Source organism: Flavobacterium pectinovorum (assembly GCF_006438875.1).
Lineage (GTDB): Bacteria > Bacteroidota > Bacteroidia > Flavobacteriales > Flavobacteriaceae > Flavobacterium > Flavobacterium pectinovorum_A.
In genome coordinates, this window is record NZ_RCZH01000002.1 from 285,310 (window position 1) to 306,043 (window position 20,734).

Here is a 20,734-nt window from a genome sequence, read left to right on the forward strand (position 1 = left end):
AGATTTTTTTTAATCCTTTAATCTATTGCTAAATCTTGATTCTTTCTTCTTTGCTCTATTTTCTTTACTCTTACTTCTCTTTATAATCCAACCAAACTTTCATTTTCCCTACTCCTCTATTTGACCAGCTGTAATACGGAATTGCTTTGAATTTTGAATTTTCTATGACATTTACGCCTTGCAATAAATTAGGTTCTTTTTTTACTTTGAAAGTATCTCCGGCGGTTACATCTATTTTATCGAAATTGGTTTTGTTGTCAATTTCTTCTACGGCATAAACGATTGGACCGTATTCTAAAGAGACTTTGTTTTTGTTCGTTTCTACTTTTGCATTTGTTTCTACTTCCTGAACTTCCATTGGAAAATTAAGATTGATTTTATCTCCTTTTTTCCAATTTCTTGTAATGGTGAAATAACCATCTTCTGGTTGAATTGTTAAAGTTTCTCCGTTTATATTAATTGTTGCTTTTTGACTCGAAGCTTTTTTATAAGAATATAAATCTCCCGGCAAAACTTCATTTCTTGCCCAACCCGGAACTCTCAATTTAATGGTGAATCGGCTTTCTTTTTTCGGGTTAACCGAAATATTTACTTTTCCGTTCCAAGGATATCCGGTTTGTTGCGAAATCTGTAAATCGGTTTTTCCTAAAGTGAAGGCTGCGTTGTTTGAAGCGTATAAATTCACATAAAGTGCGTCTTTTGATTTTGAATAAATTAATCCCGGAATCGAAGGAATAAATCGAATTAAATTAGTCGGACAACAAGAACAATCAAACCAAGCCTGACGTGTACAAGATCCTCTGTTTGATTTGAAAACGCCATCGGATTCTAAGGCATTTGGATAGAAAAATTCTTTTCCGTCTAAGGATACTCCCGAGATTAATCCGTTGTACATCGTTCTTTCGATCACATCAAAATATTGTGATTTTCCGGTTAAATTATGCAATCTGTGGTTCCAATATACATCTCCAATTGCAGCGCAGGTTTCGTTATAAGCGGTTAGATTTGGCAATTCGTAATTGGCTCCAAAAGCTTCTCCATCGTGTCTTGAACCAATTCCGCCAGTGATGTACATTTTTTTGTTGACCATATTGCTCCATAAATTATTTACGGCATCGGTATAACCTTTGTCTTTTGTCATTGCAGCAATATCTGTCATTCCTGCATACATATAAACGGCTCTTACGGCGTGACCTACAACTTCATTTTGCTGCACCACCGGAATATGATCTTGTGCATATTCGCCATATAATTTATGATTGTTCGGATTTCCACGATTGTCTAAAAAGTATTTCGCCAGTTTTAGATAATCTTCTTTTCCGGTAATTTGATACAATTTTATCAAGCCCGTTTCTACAATCTGATGTCCGGGAACTCCTTTTACCTGACCTGGTTTGTCGCCAAAAGTTTTTACTAATAAGTCTGCATTTTTGATGGCAATGTCAAGGAAATTTCTTTTTCCCGTAGCTTCATAATGCACAACGGCAGCTTCTATTAAATGTCCTGAATTGTAGCATTCGTGACTGATTTGTAAAGATTCCCAACGTTTTCCTTCAATAACCGGAACCCACGGCGCTGGTGGTTTTGCTGGATTTATAGTTCTCCAGGTGGTTAAGTAACCGTCTTTTTCCTGACCAATTTTTACAATCGCAATCAACGAATCCAGAACACGATCCAGTTTCGGGTTTGGTGCGCTGATCAAAGTATTCGATGCGCCTTCGATAATCTTATAAACATCGGTGTCATCAAAAGGCATTTCTCCTCTTACTGTTCCTGTTTTTTGTTTTCCTGCGATTAAAAAATTCTCAAAACGTCCTTCTTCATTACATTTCTGAATGCCATAAGCAATCGTGATTTCCTGCACTCTTTTAATAATAGGCAACCAAAAAGAATCGGTTAATTTTACATTTTGAATGTTTACCGGTTCAATTTCGTAACCCGCTTTTAATGCCGAAGTTTTATTCGATTGCACGACATTGTTCTTCGTTTCTTTACAGGAAATAAGGATTACAAGTGACAAGAAAATTGTTAATATCGGGAAAGTATATTTTTTCATTATATGGAATATTCTATTTTAAAACGGGCCATAAATCATTGTCCCAAATCATTTCTTTGACTACTAATCTTGGTGTTCCGTTGGTTTTCTTTTCGTAAGCGTGATAAAAAATATAATCTTTTCCATCAAACGTATAAGCGCTGTTATGGCCTACGCCAAAATAATTTTCATCGCCCAGAACTACAATACTTCCACCACCTTCTGTTAATAATTTTCCTTCTTTATCTACATAAGGTCCGGTTACGTTTTTAGATCTTCCAATAACAACTTTATAGGTGCTTTTTTCTCCGCGACAGCATAAATCCCAAGAAAGAAATTGGTAATAATATCCGTTTTTCTTAAAGATAAAAGGTGCTTCAAGTGCGCCATCGCCCGGATCTGAATCTGGTAATTCGAAGGTTCTTTTTCGTTTTGAAATTGTATGCCATTCCTGTGGCTGTGCGATTGATTTTAAATCCGGGTTTAGTTTTACCATTTTCAATCCTTCCCAAAAAGAACCAAAAGACAACCACGGTGTATTGTTTTCATCGAAGATTAAATTAGGATCTATTGCATTCCACATATCTCGGTTTGGTTGCGATTGAATAACAATTCCCTGATCGACCCATTTGTAATTTTTATCTTTTGGATCTAATGTTGTATTGGTTGCCACACCAATTGCCGATGTGTTTTTGGCGAAAGCCGAAACGGAATAATACAGATAATAGACATTGTTATGTAACGAAATATCCGGTGCCCAAATATGATTTTTGAAATCGGCCGCAACGCCATCTGCCCAAACGGGTTTTTCTGCAAAAACTTGTGGTTCTTTATTCCAGTTTTTTAAATCTTTCGAACTAAAAACGCTGATTCCATTACCTGTGCAATACAAATAATAAGTGTCTTTTTGTTTGATTACTACCGGATCGTGAACGACAATTTCCTGCGCAAAAGAAACTGAAGCAATCAGCATCATAAGAGCAGAAAATATATGTTTTATGTTATTATAAAATTTCATAATTGAATGTTTTTTTTACCATATAAGTGATGTAAGTAATTTAAGTTTTGGGCTGAAAACTGTGCCTTTTCTAAATCATATAAGTTGTAAACTGAAAACTGTGACTGCAAACTAAAAAACTACTGAATCCCTTCAGACGTCATAACCACTCGTTTCATAGTTCCATCTTTGTTATAATATAATTTGTCTACACAAACTGATCTTCTGAAACTTCCTCCGTTTGGAATTGATGCTCCATTGTGATAAATAAAATACGATTGTCCTTTAAAATCAATTATCGATTGATGGTTTGTGTTGCTGTTTCCGGCTAATTCATTTAAGATTCCTTTGAATTCCCAAGGACCTGTAATTGATTTACTCATGGCATAGGCAATTTTTTCAGGAAACTCATAGGCGTATGATAAATAATACCAGTTTTTGTGTTTGTGAATCCACGGTGCTTCTGTATAATGTGGTAAATCGATATGCTGAATTGGACCGTCAATTTCAATCATATTTTCTTTTAATTTGGCATAATGACAAGAGGTATTTCCCCAAAACAAATACGCTTGTCCATTCGTATCGATATAAACTGTTGGATCGATATCGTCCCAGCTTATATCGGTAAATTTTGTCATGTCATTTGTGATCAGGGCTTTTCCTAAAGCATCTTTAAAAGGTCCGGTTGGACTATTAGAAACTGCAATTCCAATTGATTTTCCATCAATTGTTCCGTGATGAACGGTTACATACCAATAGAATTTTCCGTTTCTTTCAATTACCTGCGAAGCCCATGCATCGCCTTTTGCCCATTTAAAATCGGTTACTTTTAACGGCACCGGATGCGATTCCCATTTTTTCATATCTGATGAAGAATACACGACCCATTCATTCATTTTATAGAAGTTGAAATCTTTTGGTGCTTCGTCATGACCAGCGTATAAATAGACTTTGTCTTTATAAACCAATGCTGCAGGATCACCTGTATATTGATCTTTGATGATCGGGTTATTGAATTTCGTGGGATCAATTTGGCTATGAACTGTTTGACAGCATGCAAACAAAACTAAAAGTGATACGGTCGTAATTATATTTTTCATTATGATTTATTTTTAAAACATAGTTTCTATGCGTTAAATATTTTTCCACGCAGATTTTGCTGATTTAAGCAGATTTTAATCTTTTATCCCGATAGCTATCGGGAGTGGTAATTATTTTAACACATAGAAACATAGATTTTTTTGATGTTGAAAAAAGGCGTTTCACTTAGCATTAATACACATAGCTATGTGTTTTATTTGGAGTGAAACGTCTTTTACGATTTGTTAAGCTATGTTTCTATGTGTTAAAATATTTTTTCTCGCAGATTTTGCAGATCAGGCAGATTTTTAATCTTTTTAACACTTTAATCTGCGGCTATTATTTAATGTTTGGAATTTGGGATTTAAAAAATTGAAATTTAATTCACCTTCTTGCCCCAAACTGGTAATCCTCCTGACGTTAAACCTGAATAACTCAGCGTTACTTTTCTCGTTGCTAATTCCCAATCCCAGGCATCAGACACATTGCACTTTACTCCGTTTATGGTCAGGATTTTTTTGGTGCTGTCGTATGACCAGGTACCGTTTGCATCTCCGCTCACTTTTTTATCTGCAGTTAAATAAAGTGTTACTGATTTTTGAATGGTTTTGTATTGATAGTTCATTGTGATTTGTTCCCAGGTTCCAACAAAACTTCCTTCGACAATTGTTGTGGCTGGTACGGCTGCATAACGTTCAGGATCAATAACCGGCCATCCATCTTCTGTCCATTGAATGGCACGAACGTGTCCCATCATTACAGCATTTGAAACCGCAATTCCGGCAACCCCTTCCGGCAAACGAGCCTGAGAAGAGTAATACCATTGCTTGGTTTCGGGATTTTGAAATATACCGCAATGCGAAATTCCAACCCAACCCGTGTGATTTTTAAACGAATATGGATGTGTTACCATTGGGAAACACTCTGCTCCGCTTGTAATACTCATTCCACTTATGGTTTGATAAGGTCCTAAAATACTTTTTGAACGTGCTACACGTGTATTGTATGCAACTGATAATTCATCGTAAGCCAGAAACAAATAGTAATATTGTGTATCCGGATTGTAGATAATTTCCGGTCCTTCGAGTGCTTGCCAACGGTTTGTATTTACGTTTCCGCGTCCTGCAATTCGTACTCCATAATCGTCAATCGTTTTTAATTTATCCGGTTTTCCAGTTGTTGGATTCAGTTTTAAAGCTGCGATTCCGGAATGCCATGAACCATAAATTAGGTATTGGTCACCTTCTGGAGTCTGAATAAAACTTGGATCAATCGCGTTGAATTTAAAATAAGCATCCCAATCATTTCCTCCGTTTCTAACATAACTTTTTACACCATCCGGTTCAGAGCAAACTACCATTCCTTTGTCTGTCCAATTATTTGAAGCCAAATCATCTGTTTCGGCTAAGCCAATGAAAGCGCGTTCTGTCCATGAAGTATTGGTATCTGTTCCTACAATTGGGTTTGTCACCACGATGCTGTAATACATTCTGTAAATGTTACCAACTTTACGAACGCAAGGCGCCCAATATCCATAATTGGGATTTGTAATTGGTGCTAAAGCCGGAGACATTCTGGCTCTTTTATTATTCAAGGAATCTTTTACCCAAGCCGGAGCTTCGGTCATTGATGATCCCATAAATTCCCAATTGACTAAATCTTTTGATCTTCTGTAAAAAAAATGTCCGTGTCCATCAGTTGCATTTCCATAAGAGGCATCGGTTTGATACATATAATAGTATTCGCCACATTTTTCGACAGATGGATCGTGCACATTGGCTAAATTCCATTGTGCCCGACTTCCCCAACCCGATATTGCCGTATAATTATCTGCGTAAGTTGGTCCGGGAAAAACGGGCGTGACTACTGGCGGAACTACTACTACTGGCGGAGTAGTAGTTTCTTTTGTTGCCGGATCATCTTTCGAACAACTTACGGCTGTAATTACAACTAAAAAAAGTCCGATGTACGAAGCTATTTTTAAAATGGAATTTGATTTTTTCATTTTTCTTGTCTTTTATTTTCCTTCTAATACTACTACTGAGAAAGGAGGGATCGTGATTTCAAGTTTTCCTTTTTTGTTTTCGAAACCTTTAAAAACTGTTGGCACAATTTTATTTGGTGTATCGAATGAATTGTAATCCTGCAATTTTGCCGATGTGATAATTGTTCCTGTGAAGTTTTTAACGCCCAAATCATTTACATCAATTTCTATTTTGTTTTTATTCTTTGCATCCACATTTACTAATGAAATATGAACTGCTCCGTTTTTATCTTTTGATGCCGAAGCTGAGATTGCAGGAAGTGTTTCTCCATTAAAGGTGTACAATGGCGATTGAAAACTTATTGGCAATAATTTAGCATCCTGATGAACGCTGTACAATTTCATTACGTGATACGTTGGCGTTGTAATCATTTTTGCTTTATCCGTAAGGATTACAGCTTGCAAAACATTTACACATTGCGCCAAATTTGCCATACGAACTCTGTCAGCGTGATTGTTGAAGATATTCAATGTTGCTCCTGCTAATACTGCATCTCTCATTGTATTTTGTTGGTATAGAAATCCTGGATTTGTTCCTTGTTCTACTTCATACCAAGCTCCCCATTCGTCTACAATCATGGCTACTTTTTTCTCCGGATCATATTTATCCATGATAGCAGAATGTTTGGTAACCAATTCTTCCATTTTTAAAGCGGATTGCATCGTATGGAAATATCCGTCTTCTGTAAAGTTTACTCCATCACCTTTTTTACCCCAATCAATTACGGCATAATGGTGAACGCCTAATCCGCCTAACATATTGATTGGAATGTTTTTCATTAAGACTTCCGTCCAATTATAATCGGCACTATTTGATCCGGATGCAATACGAGTGATTCCACCTGTATTTTCCCAATCCGACATAAAAGTGGCGTATTTACGGTATTCATTAGCATAATATTCTGCTGTCATATTTCCTCCGCAACCCCAGGCTTCATTTCCAATTCCCCAGAATTTAACTTTCCAAGGTTCTTTTCTTCCGTTTTTTTTACGCAAATCACTCATTGGGCTTTTTCCGCTGAAATTGGTGTATTGAACCCAATCTGCCAATTCCTGAACGGTTCCGCTTCCTACGTTTCCTGACAAATAAGGTTCGGCTCCAAGAAGCTCACACATATTCAGGAAATCATGTGTCCCGAAACTATTATCTTCTGTTGTACCGCCCCACCATTTGTTTACAATTGTTGGTCTTTCCGGTTGTGGTCCAATTCCGTCTTTCCAATGATAGGTATCTGCAAAACATCCGCCAGGCCATCTTAAATTTGGAATTTTTAATTCTTTTAAAGCTTTAATAATATCATTTCTAACTCCTTTTGTATTGGGTATTTTTGATGTATCTCCCACAAAAAAACCTCCATAAATAGAACGTCCTAAATGTTCTGCAAAATGTCCGTAGATGTTTTTGTTGATTATTGGAGCGTCTGCATTATTTTTTACGGTAACTACAGTAACTCCGCCTTGAGCGAAATTTACCTGACTACAAATGGTAATAAGAAAGGTGATTAAAAGTGCTTTTTTCATAATATATTTATAAGTGATAAAGAGGAAAGTTTCATAAAACTTTCCTCTGAATAGTAATTTTAATAAGATAATGTTGGCCATCCTGATGACCATGTAAAATATACAATTTCAAGTTTTGGATTTCCGTTATCGGCTCCATCATAATAATGAACAGATCCTTTTTGAGTTCCTACAATTCTGGACAAATGCCCTGGTCCAATATAATTTCCTTGTGTTGCCAAAACTGTTGTTCCGCCTCCACTTGTTAAGGATGTTCCGTTTTTATCCACAAATGGCCCAAACGAACTTGTTGAACGACCTACTACAATATAATAAGTGCTGTTTACTCCGTTGCAGCAATTGCCTCGGTTGACGAACATATAATAATAACTTCCTTCTTTGATTAAACAAGGAGCTTCCCAACTTGCACTGCTTCCGCCTGCTACGATGGTTTTGCTTCCTGTTGTTTTTCCTGTTGAAGGATTAATTTGGATTACTCCAATTCCGGCATGCCACGAACCGTAAGCCATATAAACGTTGCTTCCGTCTACTAATATGGACGGATCAATTGCATTTACATCTGATGAAGAAGATGATGAAACCACAACACCTCTGTCTGTCCATGTTGTTCCTGCACTCTGCGAAATTGAAGGCGCTGTTACTAATCCTATCGCTGATGTGGCAGAACCAAAAGTTGAACAAGAATAATACATATTCCATCTATTGTTGAACCACGCTACATCTGGTGCCCAGAAAGTTTTTACAAAACCTGGTACATATCCTGTGATCCAACTTGGAGTAGATGTAAATACTGATGTTCCCCATGTCCAAGTTGTTAAATTTGTTGAATAGGTCATCGGGATATTATCTCCTGTTGTAAAGACATAATAATTGACGCCGCTTTTTACAATCGTACTTGGATCGTGTGACGCAACTGTTCCTGTAACTGTTTTGGCTGTTGAAACTTTAACCTGAGAATTTTGAGTGACAGCATTAGTTTCTCCGCTTGGAGTAACTACATCTTCATTTTGACAACTTACTAATAATACTGCTAATAAAACCAAATTTGTAATTGTTTTCATTTGTTATAATTTTTAGTTACTGTTTAAATTACTGCTCTTGCTTTCAGTTTTCAGTCGCAGTTTTCAGTCTACACCGCAACTGCGACTGGGACTGAAAACTGCAGACTGGGACTGAAAACTTAATAACTGTCATTCTGTACTGTTCCCGGATTATTATCCATTTCTAATTGCGGAATTGGGTAATATTCTCTTCCTGGTGTATAAGAATTAAACTCTGCATCTCTTGCTTTTAGCCAAGCTAATTTTGTAGCATCCTGCAACCATCCCCAACGACGAATATCATCAAAACGGTGACCTTCAAGTGGGAATTCCAAGAATCTTTCGTGACCAATTTGTTCTCTCATTTGATCTTGGGTCATTCCCGGTTTTGTTGTTGCTAAATCCGGTAATCCAACTCTGTTTCTTACCATTTGAATGTATCCGTATGCTCCCGGAGTATCACCTGTTTCGTTTAAAGTTTCGGCATACATTAAAAGAACATCTGCGTATCTTAATAAACGTTCGTTGATACCAGAACGCCAATCGTATTCGTTTGCAAATTCTCCATCAGAATTTTGGTATTTTCTACAGAATATATCATTTAAATCTCCCGGACTTGAAGCATAAAAAGTCGCGAAATCTTGTCCGTATAATTTCATTCCGCCTGGTTTGTTATAAAATATTGTAGCATCTAAACGAGGATCAAGAGTTCCTGTTTTAGTTTTTTCATCATGAAATTCATTAAATAATGCCCATGAAGGCTGAACATCTGTCCATCCAAAAGCTCTTGGCGCATACGTAATTGCTCTTGCCGAAGTTTTTCCCCAACCTGAAGCAGGAGCTCCTCCCCAACCTAAATCAACTCCACCTGCATCTCTGCTAAATTGTACTTCAAAAAGAGATTCTGAATTGTTTTCGTTTGCTGTGGTAAAATTGTCACGATAATTAGAAACTAAAGAGTAAACTCCTAAATCGATAACTTGTTTGAATGTCGTTTTTGCATTCGTAAAATCTTTGGTAAACAAATACGATTTTCCTAAGTATCCTAATGCTGCACCTTTTGTAGCACGCCCTTTTTGACCTGCATCAAGACCTGAAACACCACTATAAGAAACTGGCAATAATTCGGCTGCAGCTTTAAAATCAGCAATGACTTGTGCCCAACCTTCTGCTTGTGTTTTTTGAGGATAATAAACGGCTAATTCTGTAGGTAAAGGAACATTTTTGAACATGTTCACGGCATGAAATAAATACAATCCTCTTAAGAAATATGCTTGTCCTAATATTCTGTTTTTAAGTGCCTGATCTGCAAATTCAATATTTGGTACGTTTGTTAAAACCTGATTAGCGCGATAAATTCCTTGGTAATAAGTTTCAAAAGCCCATCCGTAAATCGAAGCATCGGCCACATTTGAGTTAAAATGTCCTGCATTGTACATGGAACCCCAAGGGCTGTTTGTACGTGCGTCATCAGATCTTGCGTCTAATAATAATGGTGTACTTCTCATGTACGTTCCATCAGTCAATAAACTTCCGTAAGCAGCATTTACACCTTGAAGTGCATCTTCATCTGTTTTCCAAAATGAATCAACTGCATTATTATTTGGGTCAATCTGAGTCAAATCTTCATTATCAACACAGCTTGTTGTTGCAACAGCCAGTGAAAAGAAAACTGCTATATAGTTAAATATTTTATATTTCATTTTAATACGTTTTTTGTTGGTTAAACCGGTTTAGAAATTTACCTCTACTCCTAAAGAAATAGTTCTTGGATTTGGAAAAGATCCTGCATCATATCCTCTTGCTAATAATCCGTTGCTATTAAAGTCAGGATCATATCCAGTATATTTAGTAATAGTCCATAAGTTTTGACCATTAAGATATACTCTTGCTTTTTGGATAAATTTATCTTTCATCGGAATATTGAAACCAATTTCCATGGTTTGCAATCTCACATAATCACCGCTTTGAATGAATCTGTTTGAATCTCTGCCATTTCCGTTAGGATCACCAATAACCGGTGCCGGAACATTTGTATTTGTATTTGTTGGAGTCCAGTAATTAAGTTCATCCGTACTGTGATTTCCGTATTGTCCAGCCATCAAATTGCGGTACATGGCATTGAAAACTTTATTTCCACCGCTACCTTGCCAGAACATTGAGAAATCAAAATTCTCATAAGAAGCACTAAAATTCATTCCGAAACCATATTTAGGAATTGTTACCCCTTGAAAAGTTCTGTCAGCATCTGTAATGATTCCGTCACCATTTACATCTTTAAATTTTACGTCTCCAGGAGCTGCTCCTGTTTGTTTTGGAGAAGCTGCAACTTCGGCTGCGTTTTGAAAAATTCCAACAGCTTCCCAAGCAAAAAGTTCTCCTACAGATCTTCCTACTTGTGTTTTTGATACCGCATCATAAAGAGGGTTTCCTGTAGCTCCAATTCTTGTCACCTCATTTTTTAGCGTTCCAAAGTTTCCTGAGATATCATATTTGAATTTATTATGGTGATTGCTATAAGATGCCGTAAATTCAAAACCATGATTTTCCATATCTCCCGCATTTGTCGTAATATTTGCCGGAAAAGCTCCTGTAGAAAATGGCAATGGAACTCCTACCAACATATCTGTAACTTTTTTTCTAAAATACTCTGCCGTAAATTGTAAGTCATTATTAAAAAATCCTAACTCCAATGCGATGTTTTTACTGGTTGTTTTTTCCCAATGTACATTTGGGTCAAGTGCCGCAACCACCGTTGTTCCTGAAGCAAGCTCATTATTAAAATCATATCCGGCAAAACTGTTTACTGTGGAAGCAAAAAAGTACTGTGGAATTGTATTATTACCTATTGTACCGTAACCACCTCTAAGTTTAATATTGCTTACCCATGATGGCAAATGCAGGAACTTTTCGTTGCTAATCTTCCAACCTCCTGAGAAGGAGTAGAAATTTGCAGAATTATTAATTTCACTAAAAAGAGACGTTCTGTCTTGTCTGAAATTAGCCTGCAATAAATATCTGTCATCATAAGCATAATTTAATCTGCTGATGTATGATATTCCTGTAATCGTAAATTTATATTCGCTTGCATTTCTTGCATCAGCATATTGTAACATCGGAATTTCTCCCGGTGTATAACCTACGCCTCTTGAGTTATATCTGTGATAATCTCTCTTTTCCTGAATCCAACCTGCAAGAGCATCAATTTTATGTTTTCCAAATGAAATTTCATAAGTCAATAAATTATTCAAGAATGTTCTTAACTCATTTCCATTTTCTACATCTAAAGAAGCTTCATCATTTGTCGTAATATAATACCATCCTAAATCACTTGGCGGAATAAATTTTCTGTTAGTCCAGTCTGTTCTGTCATAACTCACATCCAATTTATATTTAAGACCTTTTACAATCTCAATTTCTCCCCATACATCTCCAATAAAACGGTTTCTTTTTCCGTTGTTAGTAATCAAATTGTTGTACCCAATTGGGTTCATCGAAATTGCTCTTTGTGTCAGGTTATCTGTACCGCCATAGCCTCCAAGTCTGTTAGAATCATAAACAGGCATGGTTGGTACAGCGCCCAAAATGTCACTAATTACAGTTTGTCCTGCATTGTATTCGTTAAAAATCTCTTTGTCTGATTGTGTATAAGCGATTTTTGCTCCATATTTGAATTTTCCTTTTTTACCATTCAGATTCAAATTCGTTGATAATCTCTCATAATCTTGCGGCGTTTTTACATAACTTGTATTCTTGAAATAATCAATATTAAAGCTATAAGCAATACTTTCTGCGCCACCTGTAAATGTCAATGCCTGATTTTGTACAACACCAGTTTGCAGTGCCTCTTTTTGCCAGTCTGTATTTACATTTGTAATATAAGATGAGCTTGTAGGATCATTACCCGGAGCGATACTTACCGGAACACCAGCTCTGATATCTCTGTTTCTTTCTGCTTCGCTAGTAATTTGCTGATAACCCAAACGGTCTGTTACATCCCATTTTTTAGCTACATTCTGAAGTCCTACAATTGATTTGAATTTAACTTCTGTTTTACCTGCTTTTCCTTTTTTGGTCGTAATGATTACAACTCCATTTGCTCCACGAACACCGTAAATAGCTGCCGAAGATGCATCTTTTAAAACCTGCATAGATTCAATTTCTCCCGGTGCAAAATCGTAAGGAGCATCAACCATAATACCGTCAATAACAAAAAGAGGATTGTTATTTGTAAATGAAGTTATACCTCTAATTTTGATATTTACAAAACCTCCAGGTTCTCCTGATGATTGTACCGTTACTCCGGGAACTTGCCCCTGAAGCATTTTTGCAGCATCATAGGTAACTGTTTTTTTGGCAGATTCCATGTTTACGACACTTACAGATCCTGTTAAATCAGATTTCTTTTGTGTACCGTAACCAATAACTACTACTTCGTTCAGTTTATTGGTATCTTCACTTAATGTAGCGTCTACCTTCGATTGATTTCCTACTGCTAATTCTTTATTTTGAAATCCTATAAATGAAAAAACTAAAACATCGTTTGGGGATGCTTTAATCGAATATTCTCCATCAAAACCAGTTACTGCAACTGTTTTTGTTCCCTTTATCATAATATTCACTCCCGGCAAAGGCAATTTGTCTGATGCCGAGGTAACAACTCCACTAATCACTTTGCCTTGAGCCGACATTTGATTAGCAGAAAATAATAGCATTAGTAATGCTAAAAGCCATTCTTTTTTTGGCAATAAAAAATTGCAATAAAAAAATAATCGTTGGTTTGTTATCATACTGGTTTATTTAAGTTAGTTAGTGTATAATTATAAGTGTTAATTTTACATTTGTAAATTTAACTAAAAAAAAACCTTAAAAACAAATTAATATAGCAAAAAAAAGTGTCAAAAAAAACGTATCCTGTAAATTAAGTGTAAAAACAACATTTAAAGTTTAATGTTTTTTCAAAAAAATAGTCTTTTTTGAATGTAATTTGTGTAAAATCAACACTTTTAGCTAAAAAGCAACTTTTTAATCAAAAATTGGAACTTTAGAAAAAAAATCAAAAAAGGTAGAAATGAAGACTTTAATAACTGTTTCACTACCAAAAAAAGAATATTATTGTAAAAAAAATCTTGTTTACTTCGATAAATTTTCGCTTTCCTTTAACCTTTTATTATAAAAAACAACTTAATTTCGTCACGAAAACGATTGAAAAAGGGAAACTTGAAATTTTTTCCCAAATAAAAACCTGTTTTCTTTAACACTAATTTATCTCCTTATTAACTTAAGTGTATAATATACATTAATAAAATTATGAAACGAATTAGGAAGTTTATATATTTACCAATAAAAACAAACATATGCTAAACAGTTATAGCTCTGCAGACAAAGCTTTATTAGCAGTAGATTGCATCATTTTTGGATTCGACAATGAAGGATTAAAAATACTTTTGATCAAAAGAGATTTTGAACCCGAAAAAGGAAAATGGTCCTTAATTGGTGGCTTCTTAAAACGAGACGAAGTATTAGATAACGCTGCTATCAGAATTTTGAATACCTATACCGGGTTGAACGATATTTATATGGAGCAGTTATATGCTTATAGTGAAATTGATCGTGATCCTGTCGAAAGAACCATTTCAGTTTCTTATTATGCTTTGATTAATATCGAAAACCATAATGCCGAACTAATCAAAAATTACCATGCGCAATGGTTTAGTGTTGCCGATGCTCCAAATTTAATCTTTGACCATAACGAAATGGTAGAACATGCCATTAGAAGATTGCGCTACAGAACTTCAATAAAACCTATTGGATTTGAATTGCTGCCTGAAAAATTCACTATGCGTCAATTGTTAGAATTATATGAAGCAATTTTAAGCAAGGAATTAGACAAAAGAAACTTCATCAGTAAAATCAATTCATTAGAAATTCTGAATAAACTGGAGGAAAAAGACATGCAGTCTTCTCGAAAAGGGTCTTATTTGTACACCTTCAACAAAGAAAAATACGAAGAAAAATTACTAAATGATTTTGTTCTAAATCTATAAAGAAAGTTTTAGCCCACGGGTTTTACGGATTAAACAGGTTGACACAGATTTTCTTTTAACTGGAAAACTCTATAATTTTCTCTCGCAGATTTAGCAGATTGTGCGGATTTAAAAGTTAAAAAAAAGATCAGCTGAATCTGCAAAATCTGCGAGAGAAAACTGCTCAACAATAAAAAAACAAACCCTGAAAGCCACAAACTCTCAGGGTTTTTTCTTCAATAAAACTACTATTAAAAAACTAAAAAAACATTCACATTGCCCACAGATTTGGGGGGTTACAGGTTAACACAGATTTTCTTTTTAACTGGAAAACTCTATAATATTTTCTCGCAGATTTTGCAGATCAGGCAGATTTAAAAGTTAAAAAAAAGATCTGCTGAATCTGCAAAATCTGCGAGAGAAAACTGCTCAACAATAAAAAAACAAAACCCTGAAAGCCACAAACTTTCAGGGTTTTTTCTTCAATAAAACTACTATTAAAAAACTAAAAAAATATTCAGATTGCCCAAGGATTTGGCGGGTTACAGGTTAACACAGATTTTATGTTAATTGAAAAACCTATAAAGTTTTTCACGCAGATTTTACTGATTTGAGCACATCTAATTATTAAAAAATCTGCAACAATCTGCAAAATCTGCGTGAAAAAAAACTGGGCAAATCCGTTTAATCCGTGGGCCAAAAAAGCTAACTATTTCCTTTTTGGTAATCAGCAAGAAATGTAGCTAAACCAATATCCGTTAAAGGATGTTTTAATAAACCTTCGATTGCGCTCAATGGTCCGGTGATAACATCAGATCCAGTTTTGGCACAATTAATAATGTGCATAACATTACGAACTGAAGCAGCCAAAATCTGAGTTTCGAAACCATAATTGTCGTAAATCAGTCTGATATCTTCAATCAAAACCATTCCGTCTGTCGAAACATCATCCAAACGACCAATAAATGGCGATACATAAGTTGCTCCCGCTTTTGCTGCCAATAAAGCCTGACCAACAGAAAACACAAGCGTACAATTGGTTCTGATTCCTTTATTTGAAAAATATCTGATTGCTTTTACACCGTCTTTTATCATCGGGATTTTCACCACAATCTGCGGATGCAATGCTGCCAATTTTTCACCTTCGGCAACCATTCCTTCAAAATCTGTGGAAATCACCTCAGCACTTACATCGCCTTCTACCAATTCGCAAATTTTAATATAATGATCTAAAATATTTTGTGCTCCTGTAATTCCTTCTTTTGCCATCAATGAGGGGTTTGTGGTTACTCCATCTAAAACCCCTAAATCATTGGCTTCTTTAATATCTTTTAAGTTTGCTGTATCTATAAAAAATTTCATTCTTTCTATTATTTTGATATGTTATAATTATTTTTTTCTAAATATTTAAGGATTTCCTCACAGGCATTTTTACTGGTAAATCCAAATTTCTGATCTAAAACCGAAGCAGGAGCAGAATATCCAAAATGATCCAATCCAAATACTTCACCTCTGCTTCCAACCAGACTTTCAAAATTAACAGGAAGTCCCGCCGTAAGTCCAAAAACCAATGCATCATTTGGAATAATACTTTCCTGATATTCTTTTGGCTGCGATCTGAAAAGTCCTTCAGAAATAATGGAAGCTACATTTATTTTAATCTTAACAATTTGTTCCAATTCATTTGCAGCTTCAATCAGAGTTGCCACTTCAGATCCGTTTGCAATCAAAGTAATGTTTGGATTTTGAGTTTCTTTTACCAGATAACCTCCTTTTTTAGCCTGAGTCGCTTCAACAAATCTAGAACTCCCTTTTGTTGGAAGATCCTTGATATCTTGTCTGGAAAGAATTAATCCAGTTGGAGTTTTTTTGTTTTCTAATGCCATTTGCCAGGCTACAGAAGTTTCAACAGCATCGGCCGGACGCAAAGCCAATAAACTTTGATCACCTGAATGGTTTTTGATTTTTTCCAGTAATCTTATCTGAGCTTCCTGCTCAATTGGTTGGTGCGTTGGTCCATCTTCGCCTACGCGGAAAGAATCATGCGTCCAGACATATTTTACCGGTAATTCCTGAATTGCTGCCAAACGAATGGCTGGTTTCATATAATCTGAAAACACAAAAAATGTTGCTACAACCGGAATTACGCCACCGTGAAGAGCGATTCCATTGGCGATTGCTGCCATTGTTAATTCGGCAACACCTGCTTGTAGAAAACCACCGTTGAAATTATTCTTTTGCAAAACAGATGATTTTTTCAGGAAACCATCTGTTTTATCACTATTGGATAAATCAGCAGAAGAAACAATCATGTTCTCTACATTTTCCGCCAAATATCCTAAAACTGCCGCCGAAGCATCGCGTGTTGCCGCATTTGCTTTTTGAACAATTGAACTGAAGTCTAAAGCTGGTAAATCTCCACTAAAAAACTGCTTTATCTTTTCGGCCAATTTTGGATTTTGATTTTCCCAAGCCAAAATCTGCACTTTTCTTTCTGATGCTTCTTTTGTTTTTTGTTCTAAAATAGTTTTATAATGTGTTGCAACTTCTTCATAAATTGCAAATGAATCTTCGGGATTTGCTCCAAGATTTAATAATGTTTTTTTAAAATCTGCTTTTGTTGCTCCGATAGGTTTTCCGTGCAATTCGCATTGCCCTTCATACATCGTTCCATCGGCGGTAACGCAGCCTTTTCCCATAATAGTTCTTCCAATAATCAGGGTCGGTCGTTCTAATTCGGCATGTGCTGCGTTTAACGCCGAACGAATATGGGTATGATTATGTCCGTCAATAGTGATTACTTTCCATCCCCATGATTCGTATTTCATGGCAGTATTTTCAGTCGTAACCTCATCTGTCATTGACGAAAGCTGAACATCATTAGAATCATAAAACATGATAAAATTGTTCAATCCTAAATGTCCTGCAATACGTCCGGCACCTTGCGAGATTTCTTCCTGAACTCCGCCATCAGTTATAAATCCGTAAATTTTATGATCGAATAAATTCTCAAATCTTGCTGATAAAAATTTGGCAGCAATTGCTGCTCCAACACCCATTGCGTGTCCTTGCCCTAATGGTCCTGAAGTATTTTCGACCCCTCTTTTTACATCAATTTCAGGATGTCCCGGCGTTACTGAACCCCATTGTCTGAAATTCTTTAAATCTGATTTTTCGTAATTTCCCAACAAATAATATTGGGCATACATTAAAGCCGAAAGATGTCCGGCATCCATAAAAAATCGGTCTCTAAAAATCCAATGCATATCTGTTGGATCATATTTTAGATATTCAGAATATAAAATATGCATGAAATCGGCGCCACCCATTGATCCTCCCGGATGGCCTGAATTTGCTTTTTCGACCATCGAAATGGCTAAAGCACGTATATTATCTGCAGATAATTGGTCTATTTTGTTGTTCATTTCTAAGTAAAAATTTGAAATCTTTTGGTTGGTTTAATAGCGTAATTTTATTTGTTTGCCCTGAATTTCAAATAGAAACAATTCTATAAATTCAAATCAGAAACAAATTAAATAATAAGTGTAAAATTTACATTTACAAATGTATGTAAAATAATTCCACAAAAACAAAAAAATTAACATAAAGGAGATTGTAGAGACGCACAGCACTGCGTCTCACGTTCCAATTGAAAATCTGCAATGATACAATCCTTGGGTTAGACGCACTGCTGTGCGTCTCTACAGATAAATATTGCGCATATATTTCGTTGGTAAAAAACCAAAATATTTTAACATAAAGGAAATTGTAGACACACACAGCAGTACGTCTTTTTACAATGAATTTCGAATAATCAAAGAAAACTTATTTTCGATTTGTTCTTTATTTCCTTTAAGAACCATCTCGGCCAAAATTTTTCCCATCGTTTCAAAATGCGTAGAAATTGTTGTAATTCCGTTTGCTACGATTTTTTTAAGTGGAGTTTCATTATACGAGATAATTCCAAAATCAACACCAAGTTTTAAATGTTGATCTCTGGCGCTTTCAATTACGCGGACCAAATCTCTGTCATTCGGAATAATATAAAGATCTCCTAACGTAATTTCACGATCTGCAAACTCCGTTATGATTTCATATTCAAAATTATTTTCGGTGCAAAAATTCTCAAATCCCAGTTTCATTCCAAGAGGTTCTCTAAAGCCGGGAAAGATTAAAATTAGTTTTTCGTATTTGTTCAGTTTCGTTTTTCCTTTATACAAACCTTCAAAAATATCTTTCTGGTGATTTTGATAAATAGCGGGATATAATTTTAAATCAGGATTGGTCTGATCTAAAATAATTACCTCGTTTACTGGTAGGGTTTTTAAAATATCAGCCACACCAGCCAAATTGGTTGGCATAATTATGTATTTGGTATAATTTCCGTTACTGTCATTTATTAGTTTTTGAAATACCTGAACATTGAAGTGATGAAAGAAAATATCGACTTGTACATTTTTTCCAATATTTTTTAAAAACGAATTATAAATGTCTTCCTTAAAAATATTTAACTCATCAAAAAGTAAAAAAATCTTTTGTTTTATGGTGATTTCAACGCTTTTAACGTAATATCCTTTGCCTGGAATGGCATAAATAATTCCGCGTTTTTTGAGCTCATCATAACCTAACAAAACGGTATCACGAGATAATGAAAAAGCCAAACAGACTTTATTCACAGACGGAAGCCGATCTCCCTTAACTAGTTTTTCTTCTTCGATTGCCTTTTCTATTGAGAGAATTATCTGCTTATATTTTGGCAATCCAATGTTGTTTTGAATAGAAATAATATTCATAAAAAAATAGATTTTGACGCAATATACAAAAAACTGGTAGGTACTGGTATGCTAATGCGAATAATGTTTCTACTTTTGGATTTCATTTTTTGCAAAAATAGCATGGAAATAAAACATATATCGCATTTTCAAGAGAAAACTATTTCTAAATCATTTGGTTTATCATCTGATAACAAAGAAATTCTCGCTTTTGAATTATCGAACAAAAACGGAATGAAAGTTCAAATTACCAATTTTGGAGCAACTGTTACTTCGTTACAAATTCCTGTTGCTAGTGGAAAACTGGTAGATGTTGTTTTAGGATTTGATTCAGGAACTTCTTATCTGGCTTCTTATAATTTGCCAAGTGCTCCTTATTTAGGGACAACTGTTGGTCGTTATGCGGGAAGAATAAATAAAGGTGTTTTTTCTTTAAATGGTAAAACATTTCAGTTAAACACCAATACTAATGGTAATGCTTTACATGGTGGAAATGCTGGGTTTGGACAAAAAATATGGAATGTTACCAATATAACTTCTGATGAAAACCCGTCGATAACATTCAGCCTTTTAAGTCCTAATTTGGACGAAAATTACCCTGGAGAATTACAAGTAGATTTAACTTATACACTTACTGAAGAAAACGAATTGCAACTTAATTATAAAGCAACTTCTACAGAAGATACGGTGGTTAATTTGACACATCACAGTTATTTTAATCTTGATGGTCACGATGGTTCTGTTTTAGATCAGGAAATGTTTATCAATTCTGATAAGGTTTTAGAAACGAATAAGGAGAATATTCCAACTGGAAATTTCACGGCTCTTTCTAATCATGATTTTGATTTTAGAACTGCAAAAAAATGTCCCGTTTCTATCGATAATTCTTTTGTAATTGAGCCTTCAAATGAAGTTGTTGCAAAATTATTCAGCATCAAAAATAATTTACAAATGAGTGTTTACACTGATCAGCCAAGTGTACACATATATGTAGGTGGAAATTGTTTTGATGTTCTGAAAGGAAAAGAAAATGTAACGTATCACGCGTCAAGCGGAATTTGTTTTGAAACACAAAATTTTCCAGATGCACCAAATCATGCTCATTTTCCGAATTCAGTTTTGAAAAAAGGAGCTGAATACAACCAAAAAACAGTTTATAAATTCGAAAATATAAAGTAGTAATTCTAAAAAACGGTTTGCAAAAACGACCAGACAACAC

The 20,734-nt window shown here is 35.2% G+C and carries 13 protein-coding genes; 2 read left to right on the forward strand and 11 right to left on the reverse strand.

Annotated features, from left to right (window positions below; all coding sequences use genetic code 11):
• Positions 1 to 70: 70 nt before the first annotated feature.
• The 8 genes from EAH81_RS03565 to EAH81_RS03600 form a co-directional block, all read right to left on the reverse strand.
• Positions 71 to 2,056, reverse strand: a complete 1,986-nt coding sequence (locus EAH81_RS03565; RefSeq protein WP_140503831.1) for a glycoside hydrolase family 127 protein — start codon at positions 2,054 to 2,056, stop codon at positions 71 to 73.
• A gap of 13 nt (positions 2,057 to 2,069) precedes the next feature.
• Positions 2,070 to 3,053, reverse strand: coding sequence for an arabinan endo-1,5-alpha-L-arabinosidase (locus EAH81_RS03570; RefSeq protein ID WP_140503834.1), 984 nt, complete (start codon positions 3,051 to 3,053; stop codon positions 2,070 to 2,072).
• 119 nt (positions 3,054 to 3,172) lie between these two features.
• Complete coding sequence (locus EAH81_RS03575) at positions 3,173 to 4,132, reverse strand: glycoside hydrolase family 43 protein (protein WP_140503837.1); 960 nt, start codon at positions 4,130 to 4,132, stop codon at positions 3,173 to 3,175.
• Between the two features lie 359 nt (positions 4,133 to 4,491).
• Positions 4,492 to 6,117 carry an arabinan endo-1,5-alpha-L-arabinosidase gene (locus EAH81_RS03580; RefSeq protein ID WP_140503839.1) on the reverse strand — a complete coding sequence of 542 codons (1,626 nt, stop codon included), beginning with the start codon at positions 6,115 to 6,117 and terminating at the stop codon, positions 4,492 to 4,494.
• 12 nt (positions 6,118 to 6,129) lie between these two features.
• A complete protein-coding gene (locus EAH81_RS03585; RefSeq protein WP_140503841.1) occupies positions 6,130 to 7,677 on the reverse strand; it encodes an alpha-N-arabinofuranosidase in 1,548 nt (515 codons plus the stop codon).
• A gap of 59 nt (positions 7,678 to 7,736) precedes the next feature.
• Positions 7,737 to 8,738: an arabinan endo-1,5-alpha-L-arabinosidase gene (locus EAH81_RS03590; protein WP_140503843.1), complete on the reverse strand. Its 1,002-nt coding sequence runs from the start codon at positions 8,736 to 8,738 to the stop codon at positions 7,737 to 7,739.
• 119 nt (positions 8,739 to 8,857) lie between these two features.
• Positions 8,858 to 10,420 carry a RagB/SusD family nutrient uptake outer membrane protein gene (locus tag EAH81_RS03595; RefSeq protein ID WP_140503845.1) on the reverse strand — a complete coding sequence of 521 codons (1,563 nt, stop codon included), beginning with the start codon at positions 10,418 to 10,420 and terminating at the stop codon, positions 8,858 to 8,860.
• A 30-nt stretch (positions 10,421 to 10,450) separates the two neighbouring features.
• Entirely contained in the window at positions 10,451 to 13,507 is a 3,057-nt protein-coding gene (locus tag EAH81_RS03600; protein ID WP_140503848.1) for a SusC/RagA family TonB-linked outer membrane protein, read from the reverse strand.
• Between the two features lie 567 nt (positions 13,508 to 14,074).
• Between EAH81_RS03600 and EAH81_RS03605 the strand changes: the two genes are divergently transcribed.
• Positions 14,075 to 14,764, forward strand: coding sequence for an NUDIX hydrolase (locus EAH81_RS03605; protein WP_140503851.1), 690 nt, complete (start codon positions 14,075 to 14,077; stop codon positions 14,762 to 14,764).
• A gap of 684 nt (positions 14,765 to 15,448) precedes the next feature.
• On the opposite strand, the gene fsa is transcribed toward EAH81_RS03605, so the two are convergent.
• The 3 genes from fsa to EAH81_RS03620 form a co-directional block, all read right to left on the reverse strand.
• Positions 15,449 to 16,105, reverse strand: coding sequence for a fructose-6-phosphate aldolase (gene fsa, locus EAH81_RS03610; RefSeq protein WP_140503854.1), 657 nt, complete (start codon positions 16,103 to 16,105; stop codon positions 15,449 to 15,451).
• A gap of 8 nt (positions 16,106 to 16,113) precedes the next feature.
• Positions 16,114 to 18,168 (reverse strand): transketolase family protein, encoded by a 2,055-nt coding sequence (locus tag EAH81_RS03615; RefSeq protein WP_140503856.1) that lies wholly within the window; start codon positions 18,166 to 18,168, stop codon positions 16,114 to 16,116.
• A gap of 369 nt (positions 18,169 to 18,537) precedes the next feature.
• The gene (locus EAH81_RS03620) at positions 18,538 to 19,536 is read right to left on the reverse strand and encodes a GntR family transcriptional regulator (protein WP_140503859.1); all 999 of its coding nucleotides are present in this window, start codon (positions 19,534 to 19,536) and stop codon (positions 18,538 to 18,540) included.
• 102 nt (positions 19,537 to 19,638) lie between these two features.
• Between EAH81_RS03620 and EAH81_RS03625 the strand changes: the two genes are divergently transcribed.
• A complete protein-coding gene (locus tag EAH81_RS03625; RefSeq protein ID WP_140503862.1) occupies positions 19,639 to 20,694 on the forward strand; it encodes an aldose epimerase family protein in 1,056 nt (351 codons plus the stop codon).
• Positions 20,695 to 20,734 lie beyond the last annotated feature (40 nt).

Coding starts and splice junctions, on each gene's coding strand:
- EAH81_RS03565 (WP_140503831.1), bottom strand. CDS start 2,056: ATGAAAAAATATACTTTCCCGATATTAACAATTTTCTTGTCACTTGTA.
- EAH81_RS03570 (WP_140503834.1), bottom strand. CDS start 3,053: ATGAAATTTTATAATAACATAAAACATATATTTTCTGCTCTTATGATG.
- EAH81_RS03575 (WP_140503837.1), bottom strand. CDS start 4,132: ATGAAAAATATAATTACGACCGTATCACTTTTAGTTTTGTTTGCATGC.
- EAH81_RS03580 (WP_140503839.1), bottom strand. CDS start 6,117: ATGAAAAAATCAAATTCCATTTTAAAAATAGCTTCGTACATCGGACTT.
- EAH81_RS03585 (WP_140503841.1), bottom strand. CDS start 7,677: ATGAAAAAAGCACTTTTAATCACCTTTCTTATTACCATTTGTAGTCAG.
- EAH81_RS03590 (WP_140503843.1), bottom strand. CDS start 8,738: ATGAAAACAATTACAAATTTGGTTTTATTAGCAGTATTATTAGTAAGT.
- EAH81_RS03595 (WP_140503845.1), bottom strand. CDS start 10,420: ATGAAATATAAAATATTTAACTATATAGCAGTTTTCTTTTCACTGGCT.
- EAH81_RS03600 (WP_140503848.1), bottom strand. CDS start 13,507: ATGATAACAAACCAACGATTATTTTTTTATTGCAATTTTTTATTGCCA.
- EAH81_RS03605 (WP_140503851.1), top strand. CDS start 14,075: ATGCTAAACAGTTATAGCTCTGCAGACAAAGCTTTATTAGCAGTAGAT.
- fsa (WP_140503854.1), bottom strand. CDS start 16,105: ATGAAATTTTTTATAGATACAGCAAACTTAAAAGATATTAAAGAAGCC.
- EAH81_RS03615 (WP_140503856.1), bottom strand. CDS start 18,168: ATGAACAACAAAATAGACCAATTATCTGCAGATAATATACGTGCTTTA.
- EAH81_RS03620 (WP_140503859.1), bottom strand. CDS start 19,536: ATGAATATTATTTCTATTCAAAACAACATTGGATTGCCAAAATATAAG.
- EAH81_RS03625 (WP_140503862.1), top strand. CDS start 19,639: ATGGAAATAAAACATATATCGCATTTTCAAGAGAAAACTATTTCTAAA.